The organism is Aliiroseovarius crassostreae, from assembly GCF_025137635.1.
GTDB lineage: Bacteria > Pseudomonadota > Alphaproteobacteria > Rhodobacterales > Rhodobacteraceae > Aliiroseovarius > Aliiroseovarius crassostreae.
Genome location: NZ_CP080772.1, coordinates 1,904,096 through 1,929,396, shown reverse-complemented (window position 1 = coordinate 1,929,396; position 25,301 = coordinate 1,904,096). Strand labels below are relative to the sequence as shown.

At 59.2% G+C, this 25,301-nt stretch carries 24 protein-coding genes; 15 read left to right on the top strand and 9 right to left on the bottom strand.

Going from position 1 to position 25,301, the window contains the following annotated elements:
* Positions 1-217: 217 nt before the first annotated feature.
* Positions 218-1,216, bottom strand: coding sequence for a type I glyceraldehyde-3-phosphate dehydrogenase (gap, locus tag K3J57_RS09155; protein WP_173486597.1), 999 nt, complete (start codon positions 1,214-1,216; stop codon positions 218-220).
* Between the two features lie 320 nt (positions 1,217-1,536).
* Between gap and K3J57_RS09150 the strand changes: the two genes are divergently transcribed.
* The gene (locus tag K3J57_RS09150) at positions 1,537-2,499 is read left to right on the top strand and encodes a DUF808 domain-containing protein (RefSeq protein WP_259783819.1); all 963 of its coding nucleotides are present in this window, start codon (positions 1,537-1,539) and stop codon (positions 2,497-2,499) included.
* A 125-nt stretch (positions 2,500-2,624) separates the two neighbouring features.
* On the opposite strand, the gene K3J57_RS09145 is transcribed toward K3J57_RS09150, so the two are convergent.
* Both K3J57_RS09145 and tkt read right to left on the bottom strand, forming a co-directional pair.
* Positions 2,625-3,533, bottom strand: a complete 909-nt coding sequence (locus tag K3J57_RS09145) for a DMT family transporter (protein WP_259795492.1) — start codon at positions 3,531-3,533, stop codon at positions 2,625-2,627.
* Between the two features lie 223 nt (positions 3,534-3,756).
* On the bottom strand, positions 3,757-5,781 hold the full coding sequence (gene tkt, locus K3J57_RS09140; RefSeq protein ID WP_259795489.1) for a transketolase: 2,025 nt from the start codon (positions 5,779-5,781) through the stop codon (positions 3,757-3,759).
* A 375-nt stretch (positions 5,782-6,156) separates the two neighbouring features.
* Between tkt and K3J57_RS09135 the strand changes: the two genes are divergently transcribed.
* Both K3J57_RS09135 and K3J57_RS09130 read left to right on the top strand, forming a co-directional pair.
* Positions 6,157-6,675: a hypothetical protein gene (locus K3J57_RS09135; RefSeq protein ID WP_173486593.1), complete on the top strand. Its 519-nt coding sequence runs from the start codon at positions 6,157-6,159 to the stop codon at positions 6,673-6,675.
* A complete protein-coding gene (locus K3J57_RS09130) occupies positions 6,668-7,054 on the top strand; it encodes a cell division protein ZapA (protein ID WP_173486592.1) in 387 nt (128 codons plus the stop codon). Before K3J57_RS09135 ends, K3J57_RS09130 begins: the two co-directional genes overlap by 8 nt.
* Before the next feature lie 66 nt (positions 7,055-7,120).
* Here K3J57_RS09130 and grxD read toward each other — a convergent pair whose 3' ends face one another.
* The 5 genes from grxD to K3J57_RS09105 all read right to left on the bottom strand — a co-directional run bounded on the left by grxD (position 7,121) and on the right by K3J57_RS09105 (position 12,157).
* Complete coding sequence (gene grxD / locus K3J57_RS09125) at positions 7,121-7,483, bottom strand: Grx4 family monothiol glutaredoxin (protein WP_259775504.1); 363 nt, start codon at positions 7,481-7,483, stop codon at positions 7,121-7,123.
* A 302-nt stretch (positions 7,484-7,785) separates the two neighbouring features.
* Complete coding sequence (locus tag K3J57_RS09120; RefSeq protein WP_055189497.1) at positions 7,786-8,022, bottom strand: BolA family protein; 237 nt, start codon at positions 8,020-8,022, stop codon at positions 7,786-7,788.
* Between the two features lie 177 nt (positions 8,023-8,199).
* Positions 8,200-8,739, bottom strand: a complete 540-nt coding sequence (locus K3J57_RS09115) for a hypothetical protein (RefSeq protein WP_259783805.1) — start codon at positions 8,737-8,739, stop codon at positions 8,200-8,202.
* Positions 8,739-10,898, bottom strand: a complete 2,160-nt coding sequence (purL, locus tag K3J57_RS09110) for a phosphoribosylformylglycinamidine synthase subunit PurL (protein ID WP_259777450.1) — start codon at positions 10,896-10,898, stop codon at positions 8,739-8,741. Before purL ends, K3J57_RS09115 begins: the two co-directional genes overlap by 1 nt.
* Before the next feature lie 365 nt (positions 10,899-11,263).
* Positions 11,264-12,157, bottom strand: coding sequence for a LysR family transcriptional regulator (locus K3J57_RS09105; protein ID WP_173486698.1), 894 nt, complete (start codon positions 12,155-12,157; stop codon positions 11,264-11,266).
* Between the two features lie 210 nt (positions 12,158-12,367).
* Here K3J57_RS09105 and K3J57_RS09100 point away from each other — a divergent pair, with 210 nt between their 5' ends.
* The 12 genes from K3J57_RS09100 to K3J57_RS09045 all read left to right on the top strand — a co-directional run bounded on the left by K3J57_RS09100 (position 12,368) and on the right by K3J57_RS09045 (position 23,832).
* Positions 12,368-15,784 (top strand): indolepyruvate ferredoxin oxidoreductase family protein, encoded by a 3,417-nt coding sequence (locus K3J57_RS09100; protein WP_259795485.1) that lies wholly within the window; start codon positions 12,368-12,370, stop codon positions 15,782-15,784.
* Positions 15,785-15,935: 151 nt separating this feature from the next.
* Positions 15,936-16,748: a glutamate racemase gene (gene murI, locus K3J57_RS09095; RefSeq protein WP_259790890.1), complete on the top strand. Its 813-nt coding sequence runs from the start codon at positions 15,936-15,938 to the stop codon at positions 16,746-16,748.
* A 54-nt stretch (positions 16,749-16,802) separates the two neighbouring features.
* The gene (gene argC / locus K3J57_RS09090; RefSeq protein ID WP_055189488.1) at positions 16,803-17,831 is read left to right on the top strand and encodes an N-acetyl-gamma-glutamyl-phosphate reductase; all 1,029 of its coding nucleotides are present in this window, start codon (positions 16,803-16,805) and stop codon (positions 17,829-17,831) included.
* Between the two features lie 55 nt (positions 17,832-17,886).
* Entirely contained in the window at positions 17,887-18,330 is a 444-nt protein-coding gene (gene ccmE / locus K3J57_RS09085) for a cytochrome c maturation protein CcmE (RefSeq protein ID WP_173486697.1), read from the top strand.
* Positions 18,331-18,395: 65 nt separating this feature from the next.
* Positions 18,396-19,007, top strand: a complete 612-nt coding sequence (locus K3J57_RS09080) for a holin-associated N-acetylmuramidase (protein ID WP_259795481.1) — start codon at positions 18,396-18,398, stop codon at positions 19,005-19,007.
* A complete protein-coding gene (locus K3J57_RS09075; RefSeq protein WP_259783799.1) occupies positions 18,998-19,606 on the top strand; it encodes a holin family protein in 609 nt (202 codons plus the stop codon). Before K3J57_RS09080 ends, K3J57_RS09075 begins: the two co-directional genes overlap by 10 nt.
* The gene (locus K3J57_RS09070) at positions 19,596-19,787 is read left to right on the top strand and encodes a hypothetical protein (RefSeq protein WP_055189483.1); all 192 of its coding nucleotides are present in this window, start codon (positions 19,596-19,598) and stop codon (positions 19,785-19,787) included. The genes K3J57_RS09075 and K3J57_RS09070 overlap by 11 nt, the downstream gene beginning before the upstream one ends.
* On the top strand, positions 19,784-19,909 hold the full coding sequence (locus tag K3J57_RS09065; RefSeq protein ID WP_256415703.1) for a hypothetical protein: 126 nt from the start codon (positions 19,784-19,786) through the stop codon (positions 19,907-19,909). The genes K3J57_RS09070 and K3J57_RS09065 overlap by 4 nt, the downstream gene beginning before the upstream one ends.
* Positions 19,906-20,328, top strand: a complete 423-nt coding sequence (locus K3J57_RS09060) for a hypothetical protein (RefSeq protein WP_259795478.1) — start codon at positions 19,906-19,908, stop codon at positions 20,326-20,328. Before K3J57_RS09065 ends, K3J57_RS09060 begins: the two co-directional genes overlap by 4 nt.
* A gap of 117 nt (positions 20,329-20,445) precedes the next feature.
* Positions 20,446-22,419, top strand: a complete 1,974-nt coding sequence (locus tag K3J57_RS09055) for a heme lyase CcmF/NrfE family subunit (RefSeq protein WP_259790882.1) — start codon at positions 20,446-20,448, stop codon at positions 22,417-22,419.
* Complete coding sequence (locus tag K3J57_RS09050; RefSeq protein ID WP_259790880.1) at positions 22,416-22,886, top strand: cytochrome c-type biogenesis protein; 471 nt, start codon at positions 22,416-22,418, stop codon at positions 22,884-22,886. The genes K3J57_RS09055 and K3J57_RS09050 overlap by 4 nt, the downstream gene beginning before the upstream one ends.
* Positions 22,887-23,055: 169 nt before the next feature.
* Positions 23,056-23,832, top strand: a complete 777-nt coding sequence (locus K3J57_RS09045) for an enoyl-CoA hydratase-related protein (RefSeq protein WP_259783793.1) — start codon at positions 23,056-23,058, stop codon at positions 23,830-23,832.
* A gap of 161 nt (positions 23,833-23,993) precedes the next feature.
* On the opposite strand, the gene gltA is transcribed toward K3J57_RS09045, so the two are convergent.
* Entirely contained in the window at positions 23,994-25,289 is a 1,296-nt protein-coding gene (gene gltA / locus K3J57_RS09040; protein WP_259774209.1) for a citrate synthase, read from the bottom strand.
* Positions 25,290-25,301 lie beyond the last annotated feature (12 nt).

Here is a 25,301-nt window from a genome sequence, read left to right as displayed (position 1 = left end):
ACCTGAGACAGGGAAAAGTTGAAACTCTGCCAGAGATATCAAAGTTGTGGGCGTTTCGGAATAAACATGTGTCGCAAGTTTGTCTCGAAACGCTTTATCACCGGGATGCGGCGACAGGGCAAGGGGGGCAGGGGGCAAAGGATCGTGAGGGATCCCCACGAAAAACCCCCGGCAGGCAGGGCCGACCGGGGGTCTGATTTTTCATCGGATCAAAGGGTCAGATCGAGCCCATCTTGACGGCCACGTCGCCCATACGGGTCGAGAAGCCCCATTCATTGTCATACCAGGCCAGCACGCGCAGCAGGCGGCCGCCGATCACCTTGGTCTGGTCGGCTGCGAAGATCGAGCTTTCCTCGGTGTGGTTGAAATCGGTCGAAACCAGTTTTTCTTCGGTGTACCCCAGAACGCCCTTCATCGGGCCTTCCGACATCTCTTTCATCACCGCGTTCACGTCGGCTTCCGACACGTCTTTGTTCAGCACCACGGTCAGGTCCACGGCCGAGACATTCGGGGTCGGCACGCGCACGGCAGAGCCATCCAGCTTGCCTTTCAGCGCGGGCAGAACCTCGCCCAGGGCTTTCGCGGCACCGGTTGAGGTCGGGATCATCGACATGGCAGCGGCGCGGGCGCGATACAGATCCTTGTGGCGACGGTCCAGCGTCGGCTGGTCACCGGTATAGGCGTGGATCGTGGTCATGATGCCGCTTTCGATGCCAAAGGCGTTGTTCAGCACCTTGGCCACCGGGGCCAGACAGTTGGTGGTGCAGGAGCCGTTCGACACCATCACGTCAGACGCTTCCAGCATCTCGTCATTCACGCCGAAGACGATGGTCTTGTCCACGTTCTTGCCGGGGGCGGACAGCAGCACCTTCTTGGCGCCGCGCTCAATATGCGCCTTGGCCTTTTCGCCGTCATTGAACTTGCCGGTGCATTCCAGAACCACGTCACAGCCGGACCAGTCCAGCTCGTTCATGTCATAGGTCGACATCAGCTGCATCGGGCCCTGACCCACATCCATGGTGCCGTCACCCAGCACCACCTCGTTGGGGAACCGCCCGTGCACGCTGTCATATTTCAGCAGATGCGCGGCGCTTTCGGCCGGGCCCGTGGCGTTCAGTTTCACAACCTGGATGTCCTTGCGGCCAGATGCGGCGATCTGAGCGAGCGTGCAGCGGCCAATGCGGCCAAATCCGTTGATCCCGACTTTCACAGTCATCGAAGTACCTCTTGAATTCCGGCCACCCCCCAGGCGGCCATTGGCATTTGCGCCGGGTATAGACGGGGGGCGGGCATGGTCCAATGTCGAATTCGCCTTTCCCCTCCGCATGTTAGCGAAAACATGCCATGTTAGCGCAATCTTCGGCGCAATCCCCAGCGCAACCCCGGTGAAATCTGCCGCCTCAATCGCCGCAGAGGCGCGCGCCGCAGAACGCCATGGCCCAGACAATCTCCCCGCGCCAACCGGCTGCCCCTTGCCCCTCCCGTGGCCAACCCGTAGGATTCGCCGGAACGCGCAGTTGATACGGGGCAGGGGTGATGAGTGGTCTGATTGCATTGCTGGATGATGTGGCGGGGATCGCCAAAGTGGCGGCCGCCTCGGTTGATGACGTGGCCGCCCAGGCCGCAAAGGCCGGGGTCAAGGCCGCAGGCGCGGTGATTGATGATGCGGCTGTGACACCAAAATACGTGCAGGGCTTTGCGCCCGCGCGCGAGTTGCCGATCATCGGGCGCATTGCCTGGGGGTCGATCAAGAACAAGCTTCTGATCCTGCTGCCTGCCGCCCTCCTCCTGTCCACCTTCGCCCCCTGGCTGGTTGCCCCCCTCCTGATGCTGGGCGGGGCCTACCTGTGCTTTGAAGGGGCAGAGAAGGTCTGGCATGTGCTCTTTCCGCACGAACATAAATGGGATCACGCAGACCACGAAGAAGGCGATCCGACCCACCTGGAAGAAAGCAAGGTCGCAGGCGCCATCAAAACCGATTTCATCCTGTCGGCCGAAATCATGACAATCATCCTCGCCGCCCTGCCGGAAGGGTCCATCTACGCCAAGGCGGGCGGGCTGGCCATTGCCGGGATCGGCATCACCATCGCCGTCTACGGCTCCGTGGCGATCATCGTGAAAATGGATGATGTGGGGCTGTTCCTGGCCCGGACAGGGCGTCTCGGCCTGACCCGAAACTTCGGTCTCGGGTTGGTGAAATTCATGCCCATCTTCATGAAATTGCTCACAATTATCGGCACCGCTGCAATGATCTGGGTGGGTGGTTCCATCGTGATCCACGGCGCGCATGAACTTGGCCTGCATGAACCCTACAACTCGATCCACCACATCGCTGAGGCCGCCGCGCATTCCGTCACACAGGCGCAGGGCTTTGTCGCATGGGCGGTGACCGCGGCCCTTGATGGCGTGGTGGGCCTGATCCTGGGGATCCTCCTTATTCCCCTCGCCACCCGGATCATCGCCCCGATCTGGCAAGCGATCTTCAAGGGAAAGGCGTAACTCGTCGCCTTTTCCTCTTGCCGCAAATATCCTGGGGTGAGGGCGCAGCCCGAGGGGCAAAGCCCCTTACCGCCAGCGTTCTGATCCGCATCTGAAACATCCCGCCTGCTTCCCCGCTGCCAGGCTTACCTGTGCCCCCGCGCGGGGCGTCGCAACAAAACCACCCCGCTTGAGACAATCACCAAAGACCCCAGCAGCGTCATCAGATCCGGCTGCTCGCCAAACACCGTGATGCCCAGGATCAGCGCAAAAAGCAGCCGGGAATAGCGAAACGGCGTCACAACCGACACCTCTCCGACCCGCATTGCACGGGTAAGCGCCGCATAAGCCAGAACCCCGATCACACTGGCCATCGCTACAAAACCAAGGCTGGCCGGTGTCGGGCGTGCAACACCGCCAAAGCCGATCAAAACCACTCCCGCCAGCGTCAGCATCGCAAACCCGGCCACGCCCAGTTGCGCGGAAGACATCGACACGGGGCTGGCCCGCGTTGCCAGATCGCGCCCGGCAAAGCCCAGCATGCCCAGAACGGCAAAACCCGACAGCGGGTCAAACGCGTCCAGCCCCGGTCGCAGGATCATCAGGACGCCGATAAACCCCATGGCAATGGCCATCCAGCGGCGCAGACCGACCCGCTCACCAAACACAAGCACCGCCCCCAGCGCCACCACCAGGGGCGTGGCCTGCAGGATGGCCGAGGCGCTCGACAGCGGGGTCAACGCAATGGCCAGCGCGTAAAACAAGCGCCCGGAAATCTCAAACAGCGACCGCCAGATCAGCACCGGGGACAGCAGATCCGGGTGAAAGATCCGTTGTCCCTGCGCACGCGCCATTAGGGCAAAAATCACCATTCCTGCGGCGCCAAACAGCGCCACCGCTTGACCGATCGGGATGTCGCGGGCGGCGGCCTTCAGGGCCATGTCCTCCAGCGCAAAGGCCCCCATGGAAAACACCATGAACAGCGCACCCCGTAAATTATCGCGCAGATTGCCGTGCGGATTATCGGGCAGATTTTTGGCAAGGGAGGGGGGCATCTTGGGGTCCTGCTGTCAGACAGGTTTCAACCTGTCTGATCGGGGCGCGAAGGGGAAGCGAAAACCCCTGTGATCATGTCTGAAAACTTTAATCTTTCGAATTTTGGTGGCGGAAAAGTTTAAACTTTCCGGTTTCAGGGCCCGACAAAGTTTAAACTTTCCAAGAAAAGACGCCCCAACCTGTCGGCGGGGCGTCCGGGTTTTTCAGCAAGGATTTGCAGCCTTAGCCGAGCAGGGTTTTTGCCGTCTCGACCACGTTGTCAGAGGTGATGCCAAACTTCTCATACAGCACGTCTGCCGGGGCTGATGCGCCGAAGCCGTCCATGCCGACAAATGCCTGCTTCGCTTCGCGTCCACGCTCGCCCAGAAGCCAACGGTCCCAGCCGCCATCGCGCACAGCCGCTTCCACGCCCACACGGACGGGGCCAGCGGGCAGAACTTTACGGCGATACGCCTCGTCCTGCTGGGCAAACAGCTCCATACAGGGCATGGAGACCACGCGGGTGCCGATGCCCTGGGCTTCAAGCGCGGCCCGCGCTTCCATCGCCAGGGACACTTCGGACCCGGTGGCGATCAGGATCACCTGACGCTTGCCGCATTCCGCATCGGCCAGCACGTAAGCCCCTTGAGAAACAAGGTTTTTCTGCTTGTACTCGGTGCGCAGCGTCGGCAGGTTCTGACGGGTCAGAACCATGGTGGACGGGGTGTTTTTTTCGCTCAGGGCAATCTCCCACGCCTCTGCAGTTTCAGCCGTGTCGGCCGGGCGGAAGGTGAAGCTGTTCGGGGTTGCGCGGCAGATCGACAGGTGTTCCACCGGCTGGTGGGTCGGGCCATCTTCGCCCACGCCAATGCTGTCATGGGTCATCACAAACACGGTCGGAATGCCCATCAGCGCCGCCAGACGCATCGAGGGACGCGCATAGTCGGTGAAGCAGAAGAACGTGCCGCCATAGGGGCGCATGCCGCCATGCAGCGCCATCCCGTTCATCGCCGCTGCCATGCCGTGTTCACGGATGCCCCAATAGACGTAACGGCCTTTGCGGTTGTCGGTGTCGAACACGCCCAGATCGCCGGTCTTGGTGTTGTTCGAACCGGTCAGGTCAGCCGAGCCACCCACGGTTTCCGGCATCACCGGGTTGATCACAGCCAGCGCCATTTCAGACGATTTACGGGTTGCGACCTTGGGCTGCTCCTCGGCGACCTGCTTTTTCAGCTGGCGCACGACAGCCGACAATTTCTTAGGAGCTTCAAGGGCATAGGCGCGATTGAACTCGCCCTGTTTGCGCTCGGAAATCTCGGCAAAGCGGGCTTCCCAGGCTTCGCGATCGGCCACGCCACGTGCGCCGATGGCTTCCCAGGCTGCTTTCACATTGGCGGGAACCGCGAAGGGCTCAAGCGGGCAGCCGTAAGCTTCTTTCGCAGCTTTAAGCTGCTCTGCATCGGTCAGCGCACCATGGCCTTTGGAGGTGTCCTGGGCGGCGTGGCCCAGGGCGATATGGGTTTTGCAGGCGATCATCGACGGCTTCTTGGTCGTCTTGGCCTTGGTGATCGCGGCGTCGATCTGCTCCGGATCATGGCCGTCGATTTCGATCACATGCCAGCCCGAGGCTTTGAACCGCTGAACCTGATCGGTGCGATCCGACAGGGACACCTTGCCGTCGATGGTGATGTCGTTGTTGTCCCAAAGCACAATCAGCTTGCCCAGCTCGTGACGGCCAGCCAGACCGATGGCTTCCTGGCTCACGCCTTCCATCAGGCAACCGTCGCCAGCGATCACGTAAGTGTAGTGATCCACGACCTTTTTGCCGTAGCGGGCGCGCTGGATTTCTTCGGCCATGGCAAAGCCCACGGCGTTTGAAATGCCCTGACCCAGCGGGCCAGTGGTGGTTTCCACACCCGACACATGGCCATATTCCGGGTGACCAGCCGTGATCGCACCCCATTGGCGGAAGTTCTTGATCTGCTCCAGCGTCACGTCTTCGTAACCGGTAAGATAAAGCAGCGAATAGATCAGCATCGAGCCGTGGCCCGCCGACAGGATGAACCGGTCACGGTCCGCCCAACGCGGCTGTGAGGCGTCGAATTTCAGGTGATTTTCGAACAGGACTGTCGCCACGTCAGCCATGCCCATCGGCATGCCGGAGTGACCGGAATTGGCCGCCGCCACCGCGTCAAGCGTCAGCGCACGGATGGCCGCAGCCTTGTTCCAGTGGTCGGGATGGTTTTTGCGAAGGGTTGCGATATCCAAGGCCCAGATCCTTTGGCTAAGTAGAGTTGCGACGGGTTTAACAGCCATTTTGTGCGGGTCAAGCCAAGCTGTGGCAAACCGGACGCAAGGAGGGACGGAACACGGGCTGGGGGGTGTCCGGGCCACAGTTTGCGCGAAAAACCGGGTTGGAAAGTGCTTTATCGTCAATTGGAAACAGGCTTTTTCCCGGTTTTTCGGTGATTTTTGCTGATCAGGCGGGGCCGCATTGGAACAGGCGTTTTATAATTTCTTCTCATCGGCTAAAACGGAGGTCATCATGGAATGACTAAGCCCTCGGCGCGCAACGATTCGCCTTTTGCAATGCCGCGTGCAAGGGAAAGTGATTTGAACAGGGCAGAGTGAACAAGGACGAGCATGAGCGATATTTCCGAACTGGAGACCCGCATCACCACCGCGTTGGAACGGATTGGTGCAGGGATTGACACGCTTACTCCCGCCAAGCCGGATCAAAGTGACGAGGTTGCCCGGCTGAGCGCCGCACTGGAAGATGAACGCATCGTGAATGCGCAGCTGGAAGAGCGCGTGAAGGCAATCAAGGAAAAACAGGACAGCACCGTTCAGGCGCTGTCTGCTGAGGTGGAGCGTTTGACGGCACTTCTGGCGAGCGAGGAAAAGGCGCTTGCCAAGCTGCGCCAGGTCAACGCGGATCTGCGCCACAATAATGATGCGTTGCGTGAGGCGGCCAATCAGGGTGTGGTGGAACCCCATCTGATCAACAAGTCGATGATGGCAGAGCTGGAAGGGCTGCGTGCGGCGCAGACGGCGGACCGGACCGAGCTGAATGCGGTTCTGGGGGAGCTGAACAGCCTGATATCAAAAGCGGAAACCCAGCAAGCGGAAGCGGCCCAAACTCAGGAGAATATGGATGCCTGATGTCGTGATCAAAATCGGTGGTCGTGGATTTGAAGTCGCCTGCCAGGAGGGGGAAGAGCATTTCCTGAAATCGGCTGCGGCCATGCTGGATGCCGAAGCCTCGGTGTTGGTGTCGCAGATCAATCATCTGACCGAAAGCCGGATGTTGCTGATGTCCGGCTTGATGCTGGCGGACAAAACGGCAGGTATGGATGACAAGCTGAAAGACGCGGAAAAGAAGATCGCTGATCTTCAGGCAGAAATTTCATCTTTGAAAAATGCGGAACCGGTCAAGGTTGAGGTGCCCGTGGTGCCATCGAGCGTGACCGATACATTGGCCGAAATCGCCGCGCGCGCCGAGGCAATGGCCGCAGCCGTGGAAGAAAAAACAGCGGGTTAACCCCTCTGACAGTCGCAAAAAAAGGCGCTCAGATCTGAGCGCCTTTTCTTGTTTGGTAGGTCAAGATTATGCGTTGGCTTCGCGGATCTTGTCGGCCGCTTCTTTCGAATAGGCCACGCCATTGTCGTCAAAGAGCGTGTCCAGCTCGCCTGACAGGGTCATCTCGGTGATGATGTCACAGCCGCCGACAAATTCGCCTTTGACGTAAAGCTGCGGGATGGTCGGCCAGTCGGAATATTCCTTGATGCCTGCGCGGATTTCCTCATCCGCCAGCACGTTCACATCGGTATAGTCCACCCCCATGAAGTTCAGCACGCCAGCCACGCGGGAGGAAAACCCGCATTGCGGCATGTCCTTGGTGCCTTTCATGTAGAGCACAACGTCGTTGGATTTGACGAGTTCATCGATTTGGGTTTTTGCGTCGGTCATTTACGTTTCTTCCTGGTGTCATCCCGCGACATCATCGCGCGGGCTTGGTGTTGTGGGTCCTTCGAAACGACCCAAGTTTTTTGTCCGTGTGTTCCAGAGCGAGGCGAGGTCCAGCCGGGTGTGTGTACGACTGCATCATTGCCGCGCAGTCGCTCGGGATTATTTGGGTCATCCCATCGACGGTTGTCGCCACCGTGACGGGCGAGTGGGCGTTTCTTTCCTCTTCGGAGCAGCGCTTCGCCCACGGCAGCGGATACGATCAGGCCGATCAGCCCAAGTGCTATCCACCCAAGGCTCATCTGTTACTCCGGCGCCTTGGTGGTCAGCGCCAGCGCGTGCAATTCACCTGAATCGATCTGTGCTTTCACCGTTGCGTTCACCGCGCGTTGCTGTTGCACACGGTTCATGCCACGAAAGCTCTCGTCCACCACTTCTGCCGCCCAGTGATTGCCGTCGCCAGCCAGGTCGGTGATGGTGATCTTGGCGTCAGGAAAACCTGCGCGGATCAGGTCTTCGATTTGTTGCGCTTCCATGGCCATGTGGCGGGATCCTTGTTTAAGCAATTGTTGGGATGAATTTAGGCATGCGGGGCAGGGGCTTCAAGCAAGAAGCGAGATTTGCGCTTGCCCGCGACCGGTTGGGGATGGACTTCGCTAGAAAACTAGAAAACTAGAAAACTAGAAAACTAGAAAACTAGAAAACTGGTTTTGCCATCTTCACGGTTTGCGTGCGTAAGCGGATCGGAATGTGGCAAGCACAGTCTGCAAGCGACCAAACAATCCATCTGCTTCAGATCTTTTCAGGCTCTCCTCACTCCATCCTTCCTTCGGTATCAGCGACGATAGGGCGGCCTGCCGGGCCGCCTCTTGATCCGCGTCAAGTGGCAGGGATTTCGCAAGGGTGAAGATCTCAAGCAGGTCATGCACCCGGCGCAGGCGGCGATAGCTCTCGGCCATGGCGGCCTTTTGGTCCGGGTTGTCGCGCCAGGACTTGCCCGGATAAACCACCTGGGTCAGATATTGCCCCGCCCCTTTGCAGTCGAATTTTTCACAGGCAGAAAACCCGTGCCATTCAAGATTGCGATAGATCTTGCAACGATCCCGGTTGTCCAGATGCGGGCAGGGGGTCAGCGCGGGTTTTGACAGGGCAAACTCTGCGCTTTTTTCAAAACTGGGGGCCACACAGCAGATGCCCATGCAGGCCTGACAGTCGGCGGTGAGGGCCGGAATGGCCCCCCCCGTGTTTGCAGATGACATCAACGATGGGCCTTGTCGAAACCTGTGCGGTAAATCTCGCGCATGTCTTCCAAAGACGCTTCCGAGCTGCCCAGTTTTACGGTGTCGCCGGTGAAGCGGCCCACCGAGGTGAGTTTGACCCCGGCCTGACCTGCAGCAATCATCAGGGCTTCCGCCTGATCAAAGTTCAGCGCAACGAGATAGCGGCCCTGATCCTCGCCAAAGAGGGTCGGCGTGTCTGCCACGTCCAGTTGAACACCAACATTCCCGGCCTCTGCCATTTCAAACGCCGCCATGGCCAGACCGCCATCTGAAATGTCGGTGCAGGCCTTGATCAGGTCACGGTTTGCACGGATGAACTCACCGTTTCTTTTCTCGGCCTCAAGATCCACATGGGGCGCATCGCCGTCTTCGCGGTTGAACACTTCCGCCAGCAGGGCGGATTGGCCAAGATGGCCAACCATGTCACCCACCATCATCGCCACGTGACCGTCGCGGGCATCGCCGCAGATCAGGTGATCGAGATCTTCGATCAGCCCCACGGCACCAATGGTCGGGGTGGGCAGGATCGCCTGACCGTCGGTTTCGTTGTAAAGCGAGACGTTGCCGGACACGATGGGCACATCCAGGGCTGCCACGGCTTCGCCGATGCCTTTGATAGCGCCCACGAACTGTCCCATGATTTCGGGCTTTTCCGGGTTGCCGAAGTTCAGGTTGTCGGTGGTGGCCAGCGGTTTGGCCCCCACGGCCGTCAGGTTGCGATAGGCCTCGGCCACTGCCTGACGCCCGCCTTCCAGCGGGTTGGCGCGCACATAGCGCGGCGTCACGTCCGAGGTGAACGCCAGTGCCTTGTTGGTGCCATGCACCCGCACGATGCCCGCGCCCAGACCCGGTGCGCGCACCGTGTCGGCCATCACCATGTGGTCATATTGCTCATAAACCCAGTTCTTGGCGGCGTAGTTGGGCGAGCCCAGCAGCGCCTTCAGCCCGTCGATCCCGTCGATTTCCGGCACATCGGCCAGTTCCTCGGCCTGCGGAGTTTCCACCCAGGGGCGGTCATATTCAGGCGCACGGCCAGACAGCGGCGACAGCGGCAGGTCGGCTTTCACCTCGCCATTATGCATGATCAGGAAGCGGTCTTCCGGCAGGGTTTCGCCCACGATGGCAAAGTCCAGATCCCATTTTTCAAAGACCGCGCGGGCTGCGTCTTCCAGGTCGGGGTTCAGCACCATCAACATGCGTTCCTGGCTTTCCGAGAGCATCATCTCGTAAGCGGTCATGTTCTCTTCGCGCTGCGGCACGTCTTCGAGGTTGAGCTTGACGCCCAGCCCGCCTTTGTCACCCATTTCAACGGCCGAACAGGTCAGGCCAGCAGCCCCCATATCCTGGATCGAAATCACCGCGCCGGTCTGCATCAGCTCCAGCGTGGCCTCCATCAGGCGCTTTTCGGTGAACGGGTCGCCCACCTGCACGGTGGGGCGCTTTTCTTCGATCGTGTCGTCAAATTCGGCTGAGGCCATCGTGGCGCCGCCCACGCCGTCACGGCCGGTTTTTGCCCCCAGATACACAACGGGCATCCCGACGCCCGAGGCCGCCGAGTAGAAGATCTTGTCGGCATCCGCGAGACCCGCCGCAAAGGCGTTCACAAGACAGTTGCCGTTATAGGCCGGGTGGAAACGCACTTCGCCGCCCACATTGGGAACGCCGAAACAGTTGCCATAGCCGCCGATCCCTTCGACCACGCCATTGACCAGTGTCTTGGTCTTCGGGTGATCCACCTCGCCAAAGGACAGCGCATTCATTGCCGCAATCGGACGGGCGCCCATGGTGAACACGTCGCGCAGGATGCCGCCCACACCGGTGGCCGCGCCCTGATAGGGTTCGATGTAAGACGGGTGGTTGTGGCTTTCCATCTTGAAGATGACCGCCTGACCGTCGCCAATATCCACCACGCCCGCGTTTTCGCCGGGACCGCAGATCACCTGCGGGCCTTCGGTGGGCAGGGTGCGCAGCCATTTCTTCGAGGATTTGTAGGAACAGTGCTCGTTCCACATGGCCGAGAAAATACCAAGTTCGGTGAAGCTCGGCTCGCGTCCGATGATCTCCAGAATGAGCTCATATTCATCCGGCTTGAGCCCGTGGGCTTCGATGAGATCTGTGGTGATCGCTGGCTCTTGCATCTGGCGCATGTCCCCTTTTGGCGCGTCCCGCCTGGGTCATGGGGCGGGCGCAATGGCAGTTTCGGCATCTCATATGGGAAAAGAGGGCGCGTGGGAAGCCTGCTCAATAGGGGATTTGTCGAGTTGCGGCGATAACACCGCAAATTGTTGCTGTGGGAGGTGAAAGGCAAAAAAAAGGCCGGGCATAGCCCGGCCAAGTCCAACAGGGAGGTAAAAGCCGAAGGACATGTGCCCGTGCTCGGCTTTGAGCCTGATTTAGGCCTTGAATGCTTGGGTGACAAGGGTAAATGCTGCATTGCGGCTATGCGCCTCATGCATAGCTATCGCAAACATCTGACACGGGTGGATTTCAATCCGCTGAAAGGTCAGGATTTTTCGCGTTTGCGCTGTGCGATGATTTCTTCAGTGACAAAATCCCGGAAGGCCGCAATACGCTGGGATTGGCGCAATTCTTCGGGATAGGCGAGGTAAACCGGGATGTCTTTGCTTTCGGCCTGCGGCAAAACCCGCTGCAGTTCCGGGAAATCCTCGATGATGTAATCTGGCAAAACGCCAATGCCCAAACCGTTCAGCGTGGCTTGCAGCACGCCGAAATAATTGTTCACGGTCAGGCTGGAGCTGACGCCGTGGGCGATCAGTTGCTTGACCAGGGCCGCACCGGCAGAAACCTGGTGGGCAGAGGTGCTTTGACAGATGATCTTGTGCTTGGTCAGGTCATCATAACTCTCTGGTGTGCCATGGCTTTCCAGGTAACCGGGGGACGCATAAAGGCGCATGTGGACATCCATCAGGCGCTTGCGAATGAGGTCGGCCTGGCTGGGTTCTTTCATGCGGATGGCCACGTCAGCCTCGCGCATCGGCAGGTCAAGCACCCGCTCCTCAAGCATCAGGTCAATGGTCAGATCCGGGTATTTCTCATAGAATTTCGGCAGGCGCGGCGCGAGCCAGAGCGATCCGAAAGCGGTTGTGGTGGTCACGCGCAGCTCGCCATAGACCTCTTCCTTGCTGTCACGAATACGCGCCACCGCGGCTTCCAGCCGGTGATTCATGGCATTGGTCGCCTCGAACAGCAGCTCGCCCTGTTCGGTGAGAATCAGTCCGCGCGCATGGCGATGAAACAGGGTGGCGTTCAGGCTTTCTTCCAGCGCGCGTATTTGGCGCGACACCGCAGATTGAGACAGGTGCAGCGCATCGCCGGCGTGGGTCAGGGATCCCGCATCCGCCACCGCATGAAATATTCTGAGCTTGTCCCAATCCATCACGTAAGGATCCGTATGTTGTTCGCGTATTCAGCTTGCCAGAAGTTATCGCGGGAAATGCCCAAGAAACCAATGTTTAATCCGACAATTTTTCTGTGAAAAGCGCAAGCGTGGCGGAAATAAAACAATTGAAAGGTCAGAAATTATGACCTAAAATACGGATCAGCAAGACCACAACTCCACAAGACGACGACTCCAGAGGAGGGTGCCATGGGCAAGCCAGAAGTGACGCTGAATGACCGGTTTGATCTGTCCAAAGAGCATGTGCTGCTCAATGGCACACAGGCGTTGGTGCGCTTGATGTTGATGCAGAAGGAACGCGACCGCCGGGCGGGGCTGGAAACGGCTGGTCTGGTTTCCGGCTATCGCGGCTCGCCGGTCGGGGGCGTTGACCTGTGGATGGATCGGTCTAACAAGCTTTTGAAAGAAAACGATATCCTCTTTCAGCCTGGATTGAACGAGGACCTTGCCGCGACCGCGCTTTGGGGCAGTCAGCAGGCTGAGCTGCGAGGCGAAGGCGCTTATGATGGCGTCTTTGGGTTGTGGTATGGCAAAGGCCCGGGGGTGGACCGCACCGGGGATGTCATGCGCCATGCCAATATGGCGGGCTCATCGCCGCATGGTGGCGTGCTGATGGCAATGGGGGATGACCACACGGGGGAAAGCTCGACCGTGCTGCACCAGTCAGATTGGGCGATGGTGGATGCCTATATTCCGGTTCTGTCCCCCGCAGGTGTGCAGGAAATCCTTGATTACGGCATCTATGGCTATGGTCTGAGCCGCTTTGCCGGGGTCTGGGCTGGTTTGAAAGTGATGAAGGATACGGTTGAGGCGACCTCTGTCGTGGATGGGCGTCCGGATCGTATGCAGCTGGTCACCCCGGACTTCGACATGCCCGAAGGGGGGCTGAACATCCGTCTGGGCGACGCACCGGTTGCGCAGGAAGCGCGGATGATTGACTACAAGCGGTTTGCCGCAGAAGCCTATGCGCGCGCCAACAAGATTGACCGCCGCGTCTGGGGCAAACCCGGTGCCAAGATCGGTTTTGTCGCGGCGGGCAAGAACTGGCTTGATCTGGTGCATGCAATGAACCTGCTGGGCGTTGACGGGGACGAGGCAGAACGTCTTGGGATCACCACCTACAAGATCGGTCAGACTTTCCCACTGGACATGACCAGTTTTGAAGAATGGGCCGAGGGCCTCGATCTTATTGTTGTTGTTGAAGAAAAGCGGAAACTGATTGAGGTCCAGATCAAGGAGGCCATCTTTGATAATCGCCAGGGGCGTCGCGTTTACGGCTGGCATAAAGGCGAGTTGACCGAGGGCGGCAAGCCGATCGAACTGTTCCCGACCCGGTATGCGCTGGACCCGATCATGATTGCCGAAAAGCTTGGCCAGATCCTGATTGAAGAGGGGCGTGGCACCGACGCAGTCAAAGCGGGTCTAGTGGAAATCGACAGGGCAAAACAGGCGGATAACGCGCCGCAACTGGCGGCGCGACTGCCCTATTTCTGTTCCGGTTGCCCGCATAACAGCTCAACCCGCGTCCCGGATGGGTCGCGTGCCTATGCGGGGATTGGCTGCCACTACATGGTGCAGTGGATGGATCGCTCTACCGTTGGTTTTACGCAGATGGGGGGCGAAGGGGCCAACTGGATTGGCGAGGCGCCGTTTTCCAAGACCGGGCATGTGTTCCAGAACCTTGGCGATGGCACCTATAACCATTCGGGTGTTCTGGCGATCCGGGCGGCGCTCGCGGCTGGGACCACGATCACCTACAAGATCCTGTTCAATGACGCGGTGGCCATGACCGGTGGCCAGACCAATGAAGGCGGTTTGGACGCGGTGCGCATTGCGCGTGAAGTGCAGGCGATGGGCGTGCAGAACATCTTTGTGGTCTATGACGACAAAGAAGATGTGGAAGCCGGTCAGTTCCCTGCAGGGATGAGCTTCCATACCCGCGATGAGCTTCTGGCGATCGAAAAGAAATGCCGGGATATCAAGGGGGTGTCGGTCATCCTCTATATCCAGACATGTGCTGCTGAAAAGCGTCGCCGTCGCAAGCGCGGCCTCTTTCCCGATCCTGACAAGCGGGTCTTCATCAATACCGATATCTGCGAAGGCTGTGGCGATTGCGGGGTGCAGTCGAACTGCGTGTCGATTGTGCCGGTTGACACTGAGCTGGGGCGCAAACGTGCCATTGACCAGTCGTCCTGCAACAAGGATTTCTCCTGTGTGAACGGGTTCTGCCCCAGCTTTGTCACCATCGAGGGGGCAAAGATCAAAAAGGCTGCAACCGCTGCACTGGACCTGCCGGATCTGCCCAGCCCGGTCTTGCCGGCGATCAACGGCACCTTCAACACGGTGATCACCGGTGTGGGCGGCACGGGTGTTGTCACCATCGGGGCCATTTTAGCACAGGCTGCACATATCGACGGCAAAGGCGCGGGCATGATGGAAATGGCCGGCCTTGCCCAGAAAGGCGGCGCTGTCACGGTGCATCTGCGGCTGGCAGAACGGCCCGAAGATATCTCGGCCATCCGGGTGGCAACCGGGGAGCTGGATGCGCTGATCGGGTGCGAACTTGTCGTGTCCGCCGCCTCCACCACGCTTGGCCTGACCAAAACCGGTCGCACCGGGGCGGTGGTGGACAGCCATGAAACCGTGACCGGTGAGTTCACGCGCAACAAGGATTTCACCTTGCCGGGGGATCAGCTGCGCCTGTCCCTTGAGGCGCGCCTTCGCGACCAGTTGCACATGTTTGACGCGAGCGAGCTGGCCCGGGTTCTGATGGGGGACAGCATCTTCTCCAACATGATGGTGCTCGGGGCGAGCTGGCAGGCGGGCAATGTGCCGCTGACCCATGAGGCGCTGATGCAGGCCATTGACCTCAATGGTCAGGCGCCGGAGCGCAACAAGCGCGCCTTTGAAATCGGGCGCTGGGCGGTGCTTTATCCCGAACAGGCCTCCGGTTATCTGCAGGGCGACGTTGTCAAACTGCCCCAGACGCTGGAAGAAAAGATCAGTTTCCGGGTGGAGCACCTGACCGCGTACCAAAATGAAAGCTACGCCGCCCGTTACCGTGCCTTTGTCGAGCGCGCCCCGGAGGAACTGCGCGAGGCGGTGGCGCTGAGCTATCACAAGCTTCTGGCGTATAAGGACGAATATGAAGTGGCGCGGCTGCTGTGTGACACCAAGGCCAAGGCGCATGCCGAGTTTGATGGCGATCTGAAACTGACCTACCATCTGGCCCCACCGATCCTGGGCGGCACCGACCCGAATGGTCGCCCGCGCAAACGCGCCTTTGGCGCGTGGTTTGAGCGGCTTGCCCCGACGCTGGCCCGACTGAAATTCCTGCGTGGCACGGCCTGGGATGTGTTTGCCTGGTCCGAAGAGCGCCAGATGGAACGCGGGTTGATTGCCCAGTTTGAAGAGGACATGGGGCGGGCCTTTGCGATTTTGAACGACGACAACCTGCCGCTTGTCAAAACGCTGGCAGAGCTTCCGATGGATATTCGCGGCTTTGGTCCGGTGAAGGCGGAAAATGTCGCAAAAACCAGTAAGAAACGGGAAAATCTGCTGCAGCGACTGTTTGATACAGAGGGGCAGGTTCAGACCGCGGAGTGATCTGCGGGTTGAAATCCCGACCTGTTGGCGCTCTCACCCGCGTTGAGGCAAATCCGCGATGGATTTCCTGTGCAAACGGACATAATCCTTGAACCATGGCCTTTGCGTTGCGGGGGCTGGGGCTAGAAAAACAAGCACAAGGATAAGACAGATGGCAGTAGGGGTGTTCGATTCGGGACTAGGTGGTCTGACAGTGTTGGATGCGGTGACCAAACGCTTGCCAGATGTCGATTTTGTCTATTTCGGGGACAATGCCCATGCGCCTTACGGGGTGCGCGATGCAGATGACGTCTATGACCTGACCACAAAGGCGGTGGCGCGACTGTGGGACGAGGGCTGTGATCTGGTGATTCTCGCCTGTAATACCGCCTCGGCCGCTGCCCTGCGCCGGATGCAGGAAAGCTGGATCCCGCCCAACAAGCGGGTGTTGGGCGTGTTTGTGCCGTTGATCGAGGCGCTGACGGAACGATCCTGGGGCGACAACACGCCGCCGCGTGAAGTGGAAACCAAACATGTGGCGCTGTTTGCTACCCCTGCCACCGTGGCCAGCCGCGCGTTTCAACGCGAGCTCGCGTTCCGCGCCATCGGTGTGGATGTCGAGGCGCAGAGCTGTGGTGGTGTGGTCGATGCCATTGAAGAAGGTGACATGATCCTGGCGGAGGCGCTGGTGAACTCGCATGTGGATGCGCTGAAACGGAAAATGCCAAATCCCGAGGCCGCCATTCTGGGCTGCACTCATTACCCGTTGATGGAAAAGGAATTTCAGGCAGCACTTGGCCCGGATGTGAAAGTGTTCAGCCAGGCCGGTTTGGTGGCAGAAAGCCTGGCGGATTATCTGGACCGGCATCCGGAGATGAAGGGCGCGGGCACGGAAAGCAAGTTCCTGACCACGGGCAGCCCCGCGCAGGTCTCCTCGCGTGCCACCCAGTTCTTGCGACGAAAGATCACGTTTGAAGCCGCCTGATTGAAGGCTGTCGTAAAAACGATTAGATCATTCCCAACTCGCAAGGAGGTCGTGATGACCCATAAAATCGCTATTCTTGGCGCGTCCGGCTATACCGGCGCTGAACTGGTCCGGCTGATCGCCACCCATCCGACGATGGAAATTGTCGCCCTCTCCGCGGATCGTAAGGCGGGGATGGAGATGGCTGAGGTCTATCCTCATCTGCGTCATCTGGATCTGCCGAAACTGGTCAAGATGGATGAAATCGACTTTTCCAAGGTGGATCTGGCCTTCGCGGCCCTTCCCCACGGGCTTAGCCAGGCGCTGGTGCGTGATCTTCCCGAAAATGTGAAGATTGTTGATCTGGGCGCGGATTTCCGGCTGCGTGATCCGGCGGAATACGAAAAATGGTATGGGGCCGAACATGTGGCCATCGAGCTGCAGAAAACCGCGGTCTACGGCCTGACCGAGTTTTACCGCGATGAGATCAAAGATGCGCGTTTGGTGGCAGGAACCGGCTGCAATGCCGCAACGGTGCAATTTGCGCTGCGCCCCTTGATTTCCAAGGGGTTGGTGGATCTGGACACGATCATCTGTGACCTGAAAAACGGTATCTCGGGTGCTGGGCGGGCGCTGAAGGAAAACATGTTGTTTGCCGAACGCTCGACCGATGTTCTGGGCTATGCACAGGGCGGAAAACACCGCCATTTGGGCGAGTTTGACCAGGAGTTTTCCCTGCTCGCAGGGCGTGAGGTGCGGATCATGTTCACCCCTCATCTGGTGCCTGTGAACCGGGGCATTCTGGCCGATTGCTATGTGCAGGGCGACCCGGAAGCGATACACGCAGCACTTGTTGAGCAATATCAAGACGAGCCGTTTGTGACCGTGTTACCGATGGGCCAATTGCCCGGCATGGGTCAGGTGATGGGCTCGAACCAATGCCATCTTGGGGTGGTCGGCGACCGCGTTCCCGGTCGGGCCTTGGTCGTCTCGGCCTTGGACAACCTGTGCAAGGGATCGTCAGGACAGGCCCTGCAGAATGCCAACCTGATGCTGGGTGAAAAAGAAACCACGGGACTTGAGCTGGTGCCGGTCTTTCCATAAGGCCCGCCGCCGCCCGCGCGCGAACAGAAAAAAGGAGTGTCCCGCCATGGCTGGGATGAAGAACCTGAAGAAAACCCGCCGGATCCAGATCATCGTTCTGGCTTTTGTGGCACTTGGTATTGCAACCGGCCTGATCGGCTATGCGCTGCAAGACGGGATCAACTATTACCGGTCCCCCAGCGAAGTGATTGCCGAACCGCCCGCTTCTAACGAGGTTTTCCGCATGGGGGGTCTCGTCACCGAAGGCTCGATTGTGCGCGGGCAGGGCGAGACGGTCAGCTTCTCGGTCACCGATGGGGGCGAGATTGTGCCGGTGCGTTTCACCGGGGTGCTGCCGGATCTTTTTGCTGAGAACCAGGGCATGATCGGCACCGGAACCTATGTGGACGGCGTGTTCGAAGCGTCGGAGATCCTTGCCAAACATGACGAGAATTACATGCCGAAAGAGGTGGTCGACAGCCTCAAGGAAACCGGCGTCTACGTGGATCCGAACTCCTGATTTCAACAATCTTAACGTAATTTAACGAGCCTTGTCCCCGTTTCAGGTAACGGGGGCGAGGCCCGATGAAAAGCGTTGAAGAGATTGCAGATGAAATCATTGCCCGCGAAGGCGGGTATGTGAATGACCCCGATGACCCGGGCGGGGCGACGAAATACGGGGTTACCCTCAACACCATGCGTGGGCTGGGGATTGACCTGACCGGGGATGGAAAGATCACCTCTCAGGACGTCAAGGCCCTGACCCGCGATCAGGCGCGCGAGATCTTTGTGCGCCATTATTTCCACCGACCTCGATTAGCAGATTTGCCGACCCCGCTGCAGCCCAGCGTGTTTGACATGTATGTGAATGCAGGCGGGAACGCGGTGCGTATCCTGCAACGGCTGGTGGGCAAGATGGGCTATTCCGTTGCCGTGGATGGCGTGCTTGGCCCGCGCTCCCTGCGCGCTGTGCGTCTGGCCATGGCCGCAGCCCCGGACCATCTGGCAGATGCGTATGGGATCGAGCGGCGCAATTATTATTACCGCCTTGCGGATCAGCGACCGAAATCGCGCAAATACGCGCGCCGCCGCGATGGGGGCAAAGGTGGATGGATCACGCGGGCCGAGGAATTCATCTCGGAAAAATATCATCTTTCGAACCTGGAACATCGGGAAAGGGTCGAAAAATGGGGCTGATTGGTGGCATTTTGAACATTCTGTTTGGTGCCAATCGGAATGTGATCCGGGACACCGCAGAGGTATTTGTGGAGAACCGCGAAGCCGGGGCCGCGCGCGATGCAGATCTGCATCAGGCCACGTTGGAGGCTTATGCGGCGGAGTTTCTGGTGGCCCGCAAAGGTGGGTTTGACCGGTTTATGGATGGGCTGAACCGGCTTCCACGCCCGGCCCTTGCATTGGGAACTCTGGCTCTTTTTCTGGCGGCAATGGTGGATCCGGTCTGGTTTTCCTCCCGAATGCAGGGGGTGGCTTTGGTGCCGGAACCGCTCTGGTGGCTGCTGGGCGCAATTGTGAGTTTCTATTTCGGCGCGCGCCACCAGGCGAAGGGTCAGGCGTTCCAGCAGGAAATCGCCATATCGCTTGCGCGCACGCCTGAAGTTGTGGCCAATTTGAGGGCTCTGGAGGGGCTGCGGCGCCAAAACGCTGCGCAAGCCGATGCTCCACCAGCCCCGCTTTTGACCCCTGTGCCATCCGTGCCATCCGGGTCAGTGGATGTATCCGGCAATGCGGCTTTGCAGGATTGGGTGAAAGCTGGGGGAGGGCGCGATGGGCAGTGACCTGATCCTGAAACTTGTGTCAGAGCATGGCCCCTGGGTGCTCTTGGTTTTTTACCTTCTTTACCGGGATCTTCAAAAAGATCAGGCCACCAGGGCTGTGCTGGACAAAAACTCATCCATCCTGATCGAGATCACCACAATTATTCGCGAACGGCTTCCGGCAGGAGGGCGCGAGCGATGACACGGCTGATTTCCCTTCTCAAAGAGCTGATTTTTGGCGCCAAGCTGCGCCAGTCGATCGAAAGAAACAAACATGCCGCCGCCGAACTGGATGTGGTGGTGCGAGAGGTTTTGCAGAAATGAAACAGGCCTTTGCGTTGATGATGGTGATCGCCGTGGTGTTGCAGCTGGGGTATCTTTGGGCGGGATACGAGGCGATTTACCAGATCGGATATGGGGCGATCACGCTGATGGGGTTGATGATCTCACTGACCTTTCTGTGGCTTTACGTGGTGCGTGCCACGCCGCTTGCCCTGGGAATGGCCTATAGCTGGTCCGGGGCCAGCCTGGTTCTGGGCTGGTGGTGGATTTTCTCGGTATTGGGGGAGCCTGCCTGGGCGGCGGAAAGCCCGGCGCATTTCGTGTTCCTGGCCCTGTATCTTGTGGGTGCCCTTCTACACTTTTCCGTGATTAATCGGTCCTTTGGACTGCATGGAGCCATGTTTTTATGGCCCGTGCTCGGGGCGGTGTGTCTGTCGGGCTTGATTTACATCATAACCTGAAGGGGTTTCTTCGGGTTTAAGGGGCGGGCACATCGGTTAACGGCGTGACCAGCTGCCACAGGGCAAGATCCTTAACGGGGCTGGTCGGCCCCCGCGAGAAGGATTAGAATTCGCCCCATGATTACCGAGCTTGGACATTTTGCGCTGATCATGGCGCTGGGCGTGGCAACCATCCAGATGGTGGTGCCACTGATTGGGGCACATAAGGGCTGGCGCAGCTGGATGGAGCTGGCAGTGCCAGCAGCCACGCTGCAGGTTGCGTTTGTTGCAGTTGCGTTCGCCGCGCTGACCTACGCGTTTGTGACCTCAGATTTTTCGGTGCAGTTGGTTTATTTCAACTCGCACAGCGCGAAACCGATGATCTACAAGATCTCGGGCGTGTGGGGCAACCATGAAGGTTCGATGCTTTTGTGGGTGATGAGCGTGTCGCTTTTCGGCGCGATGGCCGCCTGGTTCGGGGGCAACCTGCCGCTGAGCCTGCGCGCGCGTGTGCTGTCAGTGCAAAGTGCCATTGCGGTGGCCTTTCTGGCCTTCATCCTCTTTACCTCGAACCCGTTCCTGCGGTTTGAAAGCCCGCCCTTTGATGGGCGCGACCTGAACCCGCTGTTGCAGGATATCGGCCTCGCCCTGCACCCGCCTTTCCTCTATCTGGGCTATGTGGGCCTGTCGATGGCGTTCTCTTTTGCCGTGGCTGCCCTGATCGAAGGGCGCATTGACGCGGCTTGGGGGCGCTGGGTGCGCCCGTGGACGCTGGCGGCCTGGGTGTTTCTGACCATCGGGATCGCGTTGGGATCGTGGTGGGCCTATTACGAGCTGGGCTGGGGCGGTTTCTGGTTCTGGGATCCGGTTGAAAACGCGTCCTTCATGCCATGGCTTTTTGCTGCAGCCCTGTTGCATTCCGCCATTGTGGTTGAAAAGCGCGAAAGCCTGAAAAGCTGGACGATCCTGCTGGCAATCCTTGCTTTCGGCTTCTCGCTTATCGGCACGTTCCTTGTGCGTTCGGGGGTGATCACCTCGGTCCACGCCTTTGCGTCGGACCCGGAACGTGGCGTGTTCATCTTGCTGATTCTTGCCGTCTTTACCGGTGGTGCGCTGACGCTCTTTGCCGCCCGCGCCAATGCGATGGAAGCGAAAGGTGTCTTTTCGATCGTCAGCCGGGAAAGTGCGCTTGTGTTCAACAATGTGCTCCTCGCGGTGAGCTCGATCGTGGTCTTCATCGGGACGATCTGGCCGCTGATTGGCGAGATATTTGATCGCAAGGTGTCGGTTGGCGCACCGTTTTTCGAGGCCGCCTTTACCCCCTTCATGGTCGTGCTTGCGCTGATCTTGCCAATAGGGGCCATGCTGTCGTGGAAACGCGCCAAGCTGGGCCGGGTGGTAAAGCAGCTTGTCCCGGCGATGATCGCTGCGTTGTCGGTGCTGGCCCTGGTCTGGGCGATGCAGACCGGCAAGTCGGCGCTGGGGCCGATTGGCATGTTCCTTGGAACCTGGCTGGTGGCGGGGTCTATTGTCGATATCATGGGGCGCACCGGACGAGGGGCCCTTGTCGGGCGCCTGTCGCGCCTCACCCGTCTGCCTCGTGCAGATTGGGGCAAGTTTGCCGCCCATGTGGGGCTTGGGGTGACCATGATGGGGATCTCGGGGCTGGAAGCGTGGCAACATGAAGATATCCGGACCACGATGATCGGAGAGCCGTTTGAGGTGTCGGGTTATACCGTGACGCTGGAAGAGGTGAACCGCGAGCAAGGACCAAACTACATCTCCACAAAGGCCACAATGCGGATTGAGCAGGACGGCCAGACCGTGGCGTTGCTCCACCCTGAGAAACGCGTCTACCCGGTGCAGGCGATGCCAACCACCGAAGCGGCGATTTCCAACGGGTTCTGGGGGGATATCTATGTGGTGATCGGCGACCCGCAGGATGATGGAGGCTGGGCGGTGCGCACCTTTATCAAACCCTTTGTGAACTGGATCTGGGTCGGTTGTACGCTGATGGCGCTGGGGGGGCTGATCAGCTTGTCCGACCGCCGTTTCCGTGTCGCGGCAGGTGCTGCCCGAACCCGTGCCCCGAAAGGAGTACCCGCAGAATGATGACCCGTATCAAACGTCTGATTGCCGCGGCCGTGTTTCTTGCCAGTCTGGCGTCCCCAACACTGGCGGTGAACCCGGATGAAGTGCTGGATGATCCGGTGCTGGAACAACGGGCCCGTGATATCTCGGCGGATCTGCGCTGTGTGGTCTGCCGTGGTGAGAATATCGACGAAAGCAATGCCGAAATCGCCAAGGATCTTCGTCTGCTGGTGCGCGAGCGTCTGGTGGAAGGGGACAGCAACAGCGAAGTGGTCGACTTCATCGTTGAACGCTACGGCGAGTATGTGCTGATGAAACCCACCGCCACCGGGGCAAATATCGTGCTGTGGCTGGCCGGGCCGGTGTTGTTCCTGATTGCGGCGATCACCGGTGTGATTTATCTGCGCCGCCGCGCCCAGGGGCGCGAAAAGGATGACGGGTTGTCTAAAGATGAAGCCAAACGCCTTGAAGAGTTGATGAAGGACTAAAGCGTCTTGGAACAAACATGTGTTTCAGGGGTGCCCTGAAACGCTTTAGGCGGGCGATCAGCCTCGTTCAAATGACCGTTTGATTGCAGAAAGGGGAGCGTGCCGTCACGTTCCCCTTTTTACCGTCCGCTTGGTCAGCTATAAACGCGCCAAGCTCAGGGAGAATGCGATGAAATACGACACGATCACCTATGAAATCACTGACGGGCTGGCGGTTCTGACCCTGAACCGGCCGGATAAGATGAATGCGCTCAATACCCAGATGCGTGCCGAGATTGCCCATGCGGTGACGGATGCCGGGAACAACGCCCGCGCCCTGGTGATCGTGGGAGAAGGGCGCGCCTTCTGCTCGGGGCAGGATCTGGGGGACCGTGCCAACGCGGATTCAGTGGATCTGGAACGCACCCTGAAGGATGAATATGAACCGCTGTTGCAGGCGATTTATAATGCGCCGATCCCGGTGATCTGTGCGGTCAACGGCGCGGCTGCCGGGGCAGGGGCGAATATCGCACTGGCCGCTGACGTGGTGATCGCGAAGGAAAGCGCCTATTTCATGCAGGCGTTTTCGCGCATCGGCCTGATCCCGGATGCGGGCGGCACCTATTGGATGCCGCGCACCATGGGCTTTGCCAAGGCAATGGGCGCTGCCCTTTTTGCTGAGAAGCTGCCTGCGAAAGAGGCGGCTGAGCTGGGGCTGATCTGGGAATGCGTGGCGGATGATGATTTCGAAGCGGCCTGGAAAGCGCGCGGTGCCTATCTTGCCAATGGTCCGACCATGAGTTTTGCCAATATCAAAAAGGCGATGCGTGCGTCGCTGAGCAACTCTCTGGACGAGCAATTGGCGCTGGAGGCCCATCTGCAAGGCGAATGTGGCCGCTCGCGTGATTTCAAAGAAGGCGTTCTGGCCTTCCTCGAAAAGCGCACGCCGAAATATGAAGGGCGTTGATCCCGGTCAGGCAAGGCGTTTTCTATCAGGGGGCTTTGGCCCCCTTTTTTTATGCGCCGGGTTTCGATGGTGCTGGGGGGGACGACCCCAGTGAGAAATAGAGCGGCAAAAGAAAAGGGGCCGCCAGCGGCAGCCCCTTGGAATTTACGTATGTCGTAGGATCAGCGGGTTTCCACATCCGTGTAATCGCGGGCGGTGGCACCGAGATAGAGCTGACGCGGACGACCGATTTTCTGGCCCGGATCACCCAGCATCTCTTTCCATTGCGAAATCCAGCCCACGGTGCGCGACAGCGCGAAGATCGGGGTGAACATCGAGGTCGGGAAGCCCATGGCCTCCAGAATGATGCCGGAATAGAAATCCACATTCGGGTAGAGTTTCTTGTCAACGAAATACGGATCTTCCAGCGCGATGCGCTCCAGTTCCTTGGCCACTTTCAGGGTCTCGTTGTCCTCGATGCCCAGAAGGCCGAGCACTTCGTCGGCGCTTTCTTTCATCACCTTCGCACGCGGATCGAAGTTCTTGTAGACGCGGTGACCAAAACCCATCAGGCGGAACGGATCGTTCTTATCCTTGGCGCGGGCCACATATTCCGGGATGTTGTCCACCGACCCGATTTCACGCAGCATCTCGAGGCAGGCCTGGTTGGCGCCACCATGGGCAGGGCCCCACAGACAGGCGATACCGGCAGCAATACAGGCGAACGGGTTGGCACCCGACGACCCGGCCAGACGCACGGTCGAGGTCGAGGCGTTCTGTTCGTGATCTGCGTGCAGGGTAAAGATCCGGTCCATGGCGCGGCTCAGGATCGGGTTCACCACATATTCTTCGGCAGGCACGGCGAAACACATGCGCAGGAAGTTCGAGGCATAGTCCAGATCGTTGCGCGGATACACAAACGGCTGGCCGATCGAGTATTTGTAGGCCATCGCGGTGATGGTCGGGATCTTGGCGATCATGCGAACCGCTGCAACTTCGCGCTGCCACGGGTCATTGATGTCAAGCGAGTCATGATAGAAGGCTGACATGGCCCCCATCACGCCGGTGATGATCGCCATCGGGTGTGCGTCGCGACGGAAGCCCGAGAAGAACTTGATCATCTGCTCATGCACCATCGTGTGGTTGGTCACGCGGCTTTCGAAATCCTCAAGCTCGGTGGCCGAAGGCAGTTCACCGTAAAGCAGCAGGTAGCACACTTCGAGGTAATGCGATTTTTCCGCCAGCTGGTCGATCGGATAGCCGCGATACAGAAGCTCGCCCTTGTCGCCATCAATGAAGGTGATGGTCGAATCGCAGCTTGCCGTCGAGGTGAAGCCGGGGTCATAGGTGAAGACATCGCCCTGGGCATAGAGCTTGCGAATGTCGATCACATCCGGGCCTGCCGTCGGCGAGTACATCGGCAATTCCAGTTCCTTATCCCCAAAGGTGAGTTTCGCGGTTCCGGTTTGTTCAGCCATTCTAGTTCCCTT

Excerpts from the sequence above, each read along its gene's own strand:
- gap (WP_173486597.1), bottom strand. The coding sequence starts at position 1,216 with ATGACTGTGAAAGTCGGGATCAACGGATTTGGCCGCATTGGCCGCTGC.
- K3J57_RS09150 (WP_259783819.1), top strand. The coding sequence starts at position 1,537 with ATGAGTGGTCTGATTGCATTGCTGGATGATGTGGCGGGGATCGCCAAA.
- K3J57_RS09145 (WP_259795492.1), bottom strand. The coding sequence starts at position 3,533 with ATGCCCCCCTCCCTTGCCAAAAATCTGCCCGATAATCCGCACGGCAAT.
- K3J57_RS09135 (WP_173486593.1), top strand. The coding sequence starts at position 6,157 with ATGAGCGATATTTCCGAACTGGAGACCCGCATCACCACCGCGTTGGAA.
- K3J57_RS09130 (WP_173486592.1), top strand. The coding sequence starts at position 6,668 with ATGCCTGATGTCGTGATCAAAATCGGTGGTCGTGGATTTGAAGTCGCC.
- grxD (WP_259775504.1), bottom strand. The coding sequence starts at position 7,483 with ATGACCGACGCAAAAACCCAAATCGATGAACTCGTCAAATCCAACGAC.
- K3J57_RS09120 (WP_055189497.1), bottom strand. The coding sequence starts at position 8,022 with ATGGCCATGGAAGCGCAACAAATCGAAGACCTGATCCGCGCAGGTTTT.
- K3J57_RS09115 (WP_259783805.1), bottom strand. The coding sequence starts at position 8,739 with ATGTCATCTGCAAACACGGGGGGGGCCATTCCGGCCCTCACCGCCGAC.
- purL (WP_259777450.1), bottom strand. The coding sequence starts at position 10,898 with ATGCAAGAGCCAGCGATCACCACAGATCTCATCGAAGCCCACGGGCTC.
- K3J57_RS09105 (WP_173486698.1), bottom strand. The coding sequence starts at position 12,157 with ATGGATTGGGACAAGCTCAGAATATTTCATGCGGTGGCGGATGCGGGA.
- K3J57_RS09100 (WP_259795485.1), top strand. The coding sequence starts at position 12,368 with ATGGGCAAGCCAGAAGTGACGCTGAATGACCGGTTTGATCTGTCCAAA.
- murI (WP_259790890.1), top strand. The coding sequence starts at position 15,936 with ATGGCAGTAGGGGTGTTCGATTCGGGACTAGGTGGTCTGACAGTGTTG.
- argC (WP_055189488.1), top strand. The coding sequence starts at position 16,803 with ATGACCCATAAAATCGCTATTCTTGGCGCGTCCGGCTATACCGGCGCT.
- ccmE (WP_173486697.1), top strand. The coding sequence starts at position 17,887 with ATGAAGAACCTGAAGAAAACCCGCCGGATCCAGATCATCGTTCTGGCT.
- K3J57_RS09080 (WP_259795481.1), top strand. The coding sequence starts at position 18,396 with ATGAAAAGCGTTGAAGAGATTGCAGATGAAATCATTGCCCGCGAAGGC.
- K3J57_RS09075 (WP_259783799.1), top strand. The coding sequence starts at position 18,998 with ATGGGGCTGATTGGTGGCATTTTGAACATTCTGTTTGGTGCCAATCGG.
- K3J57_RS09070 (WP_055189483.1), top strand. The coding sequence starts at position 19,596 with ATGGGCAGTGACCTGATCCTGAAACTTGTGTCAGAGCATGGCCCCTGG.
- K3J57_RS09065 (WP_256415703.1), top strand. The coding sequence starts at position 19,784 with ATGACACGGCTGATTTCCCTTCTCAAAGAGCTGATTTTTGGCGCCAAG.
- K3J57_RS09060 (WP_259795478.1), top strand. The coding sequence starts at position 19,906 with ATGAAACAGGCCTTTGCGTTGATGATGGTGATCGCCGTGGTGTTGCAG.
- K3J57_RS09055 (WP_259790882.1), top strand. The coding sequence starts at position 20,446 with ATGATTACCGAGCTTGGACATTTTGCGCTGATCATGGCGCTGGGCGTG.
- K3J57_RS09050 (WP_259790880.1), top strand. The coding sequence starts at position 22,416 with ATGATGACCCGTATCAAACGTCTGATTGCCGCGGCCGTGTTTCTTGCC.
- K3J57_RS09045 (WP_259783793.1), top strand. The coding sequence starts at position 23,056 with ATGAAATACGACACGATCACCTATGAAATCACTGACGGGCTGGCGGTT.
- gltA (WP_259774209.1), bottom strand. The coding sequence starts at position 25,289 with ATGGCTGAACAAACCGGAACCGCGAAACTCACCTTTGGGGATAAGGAA.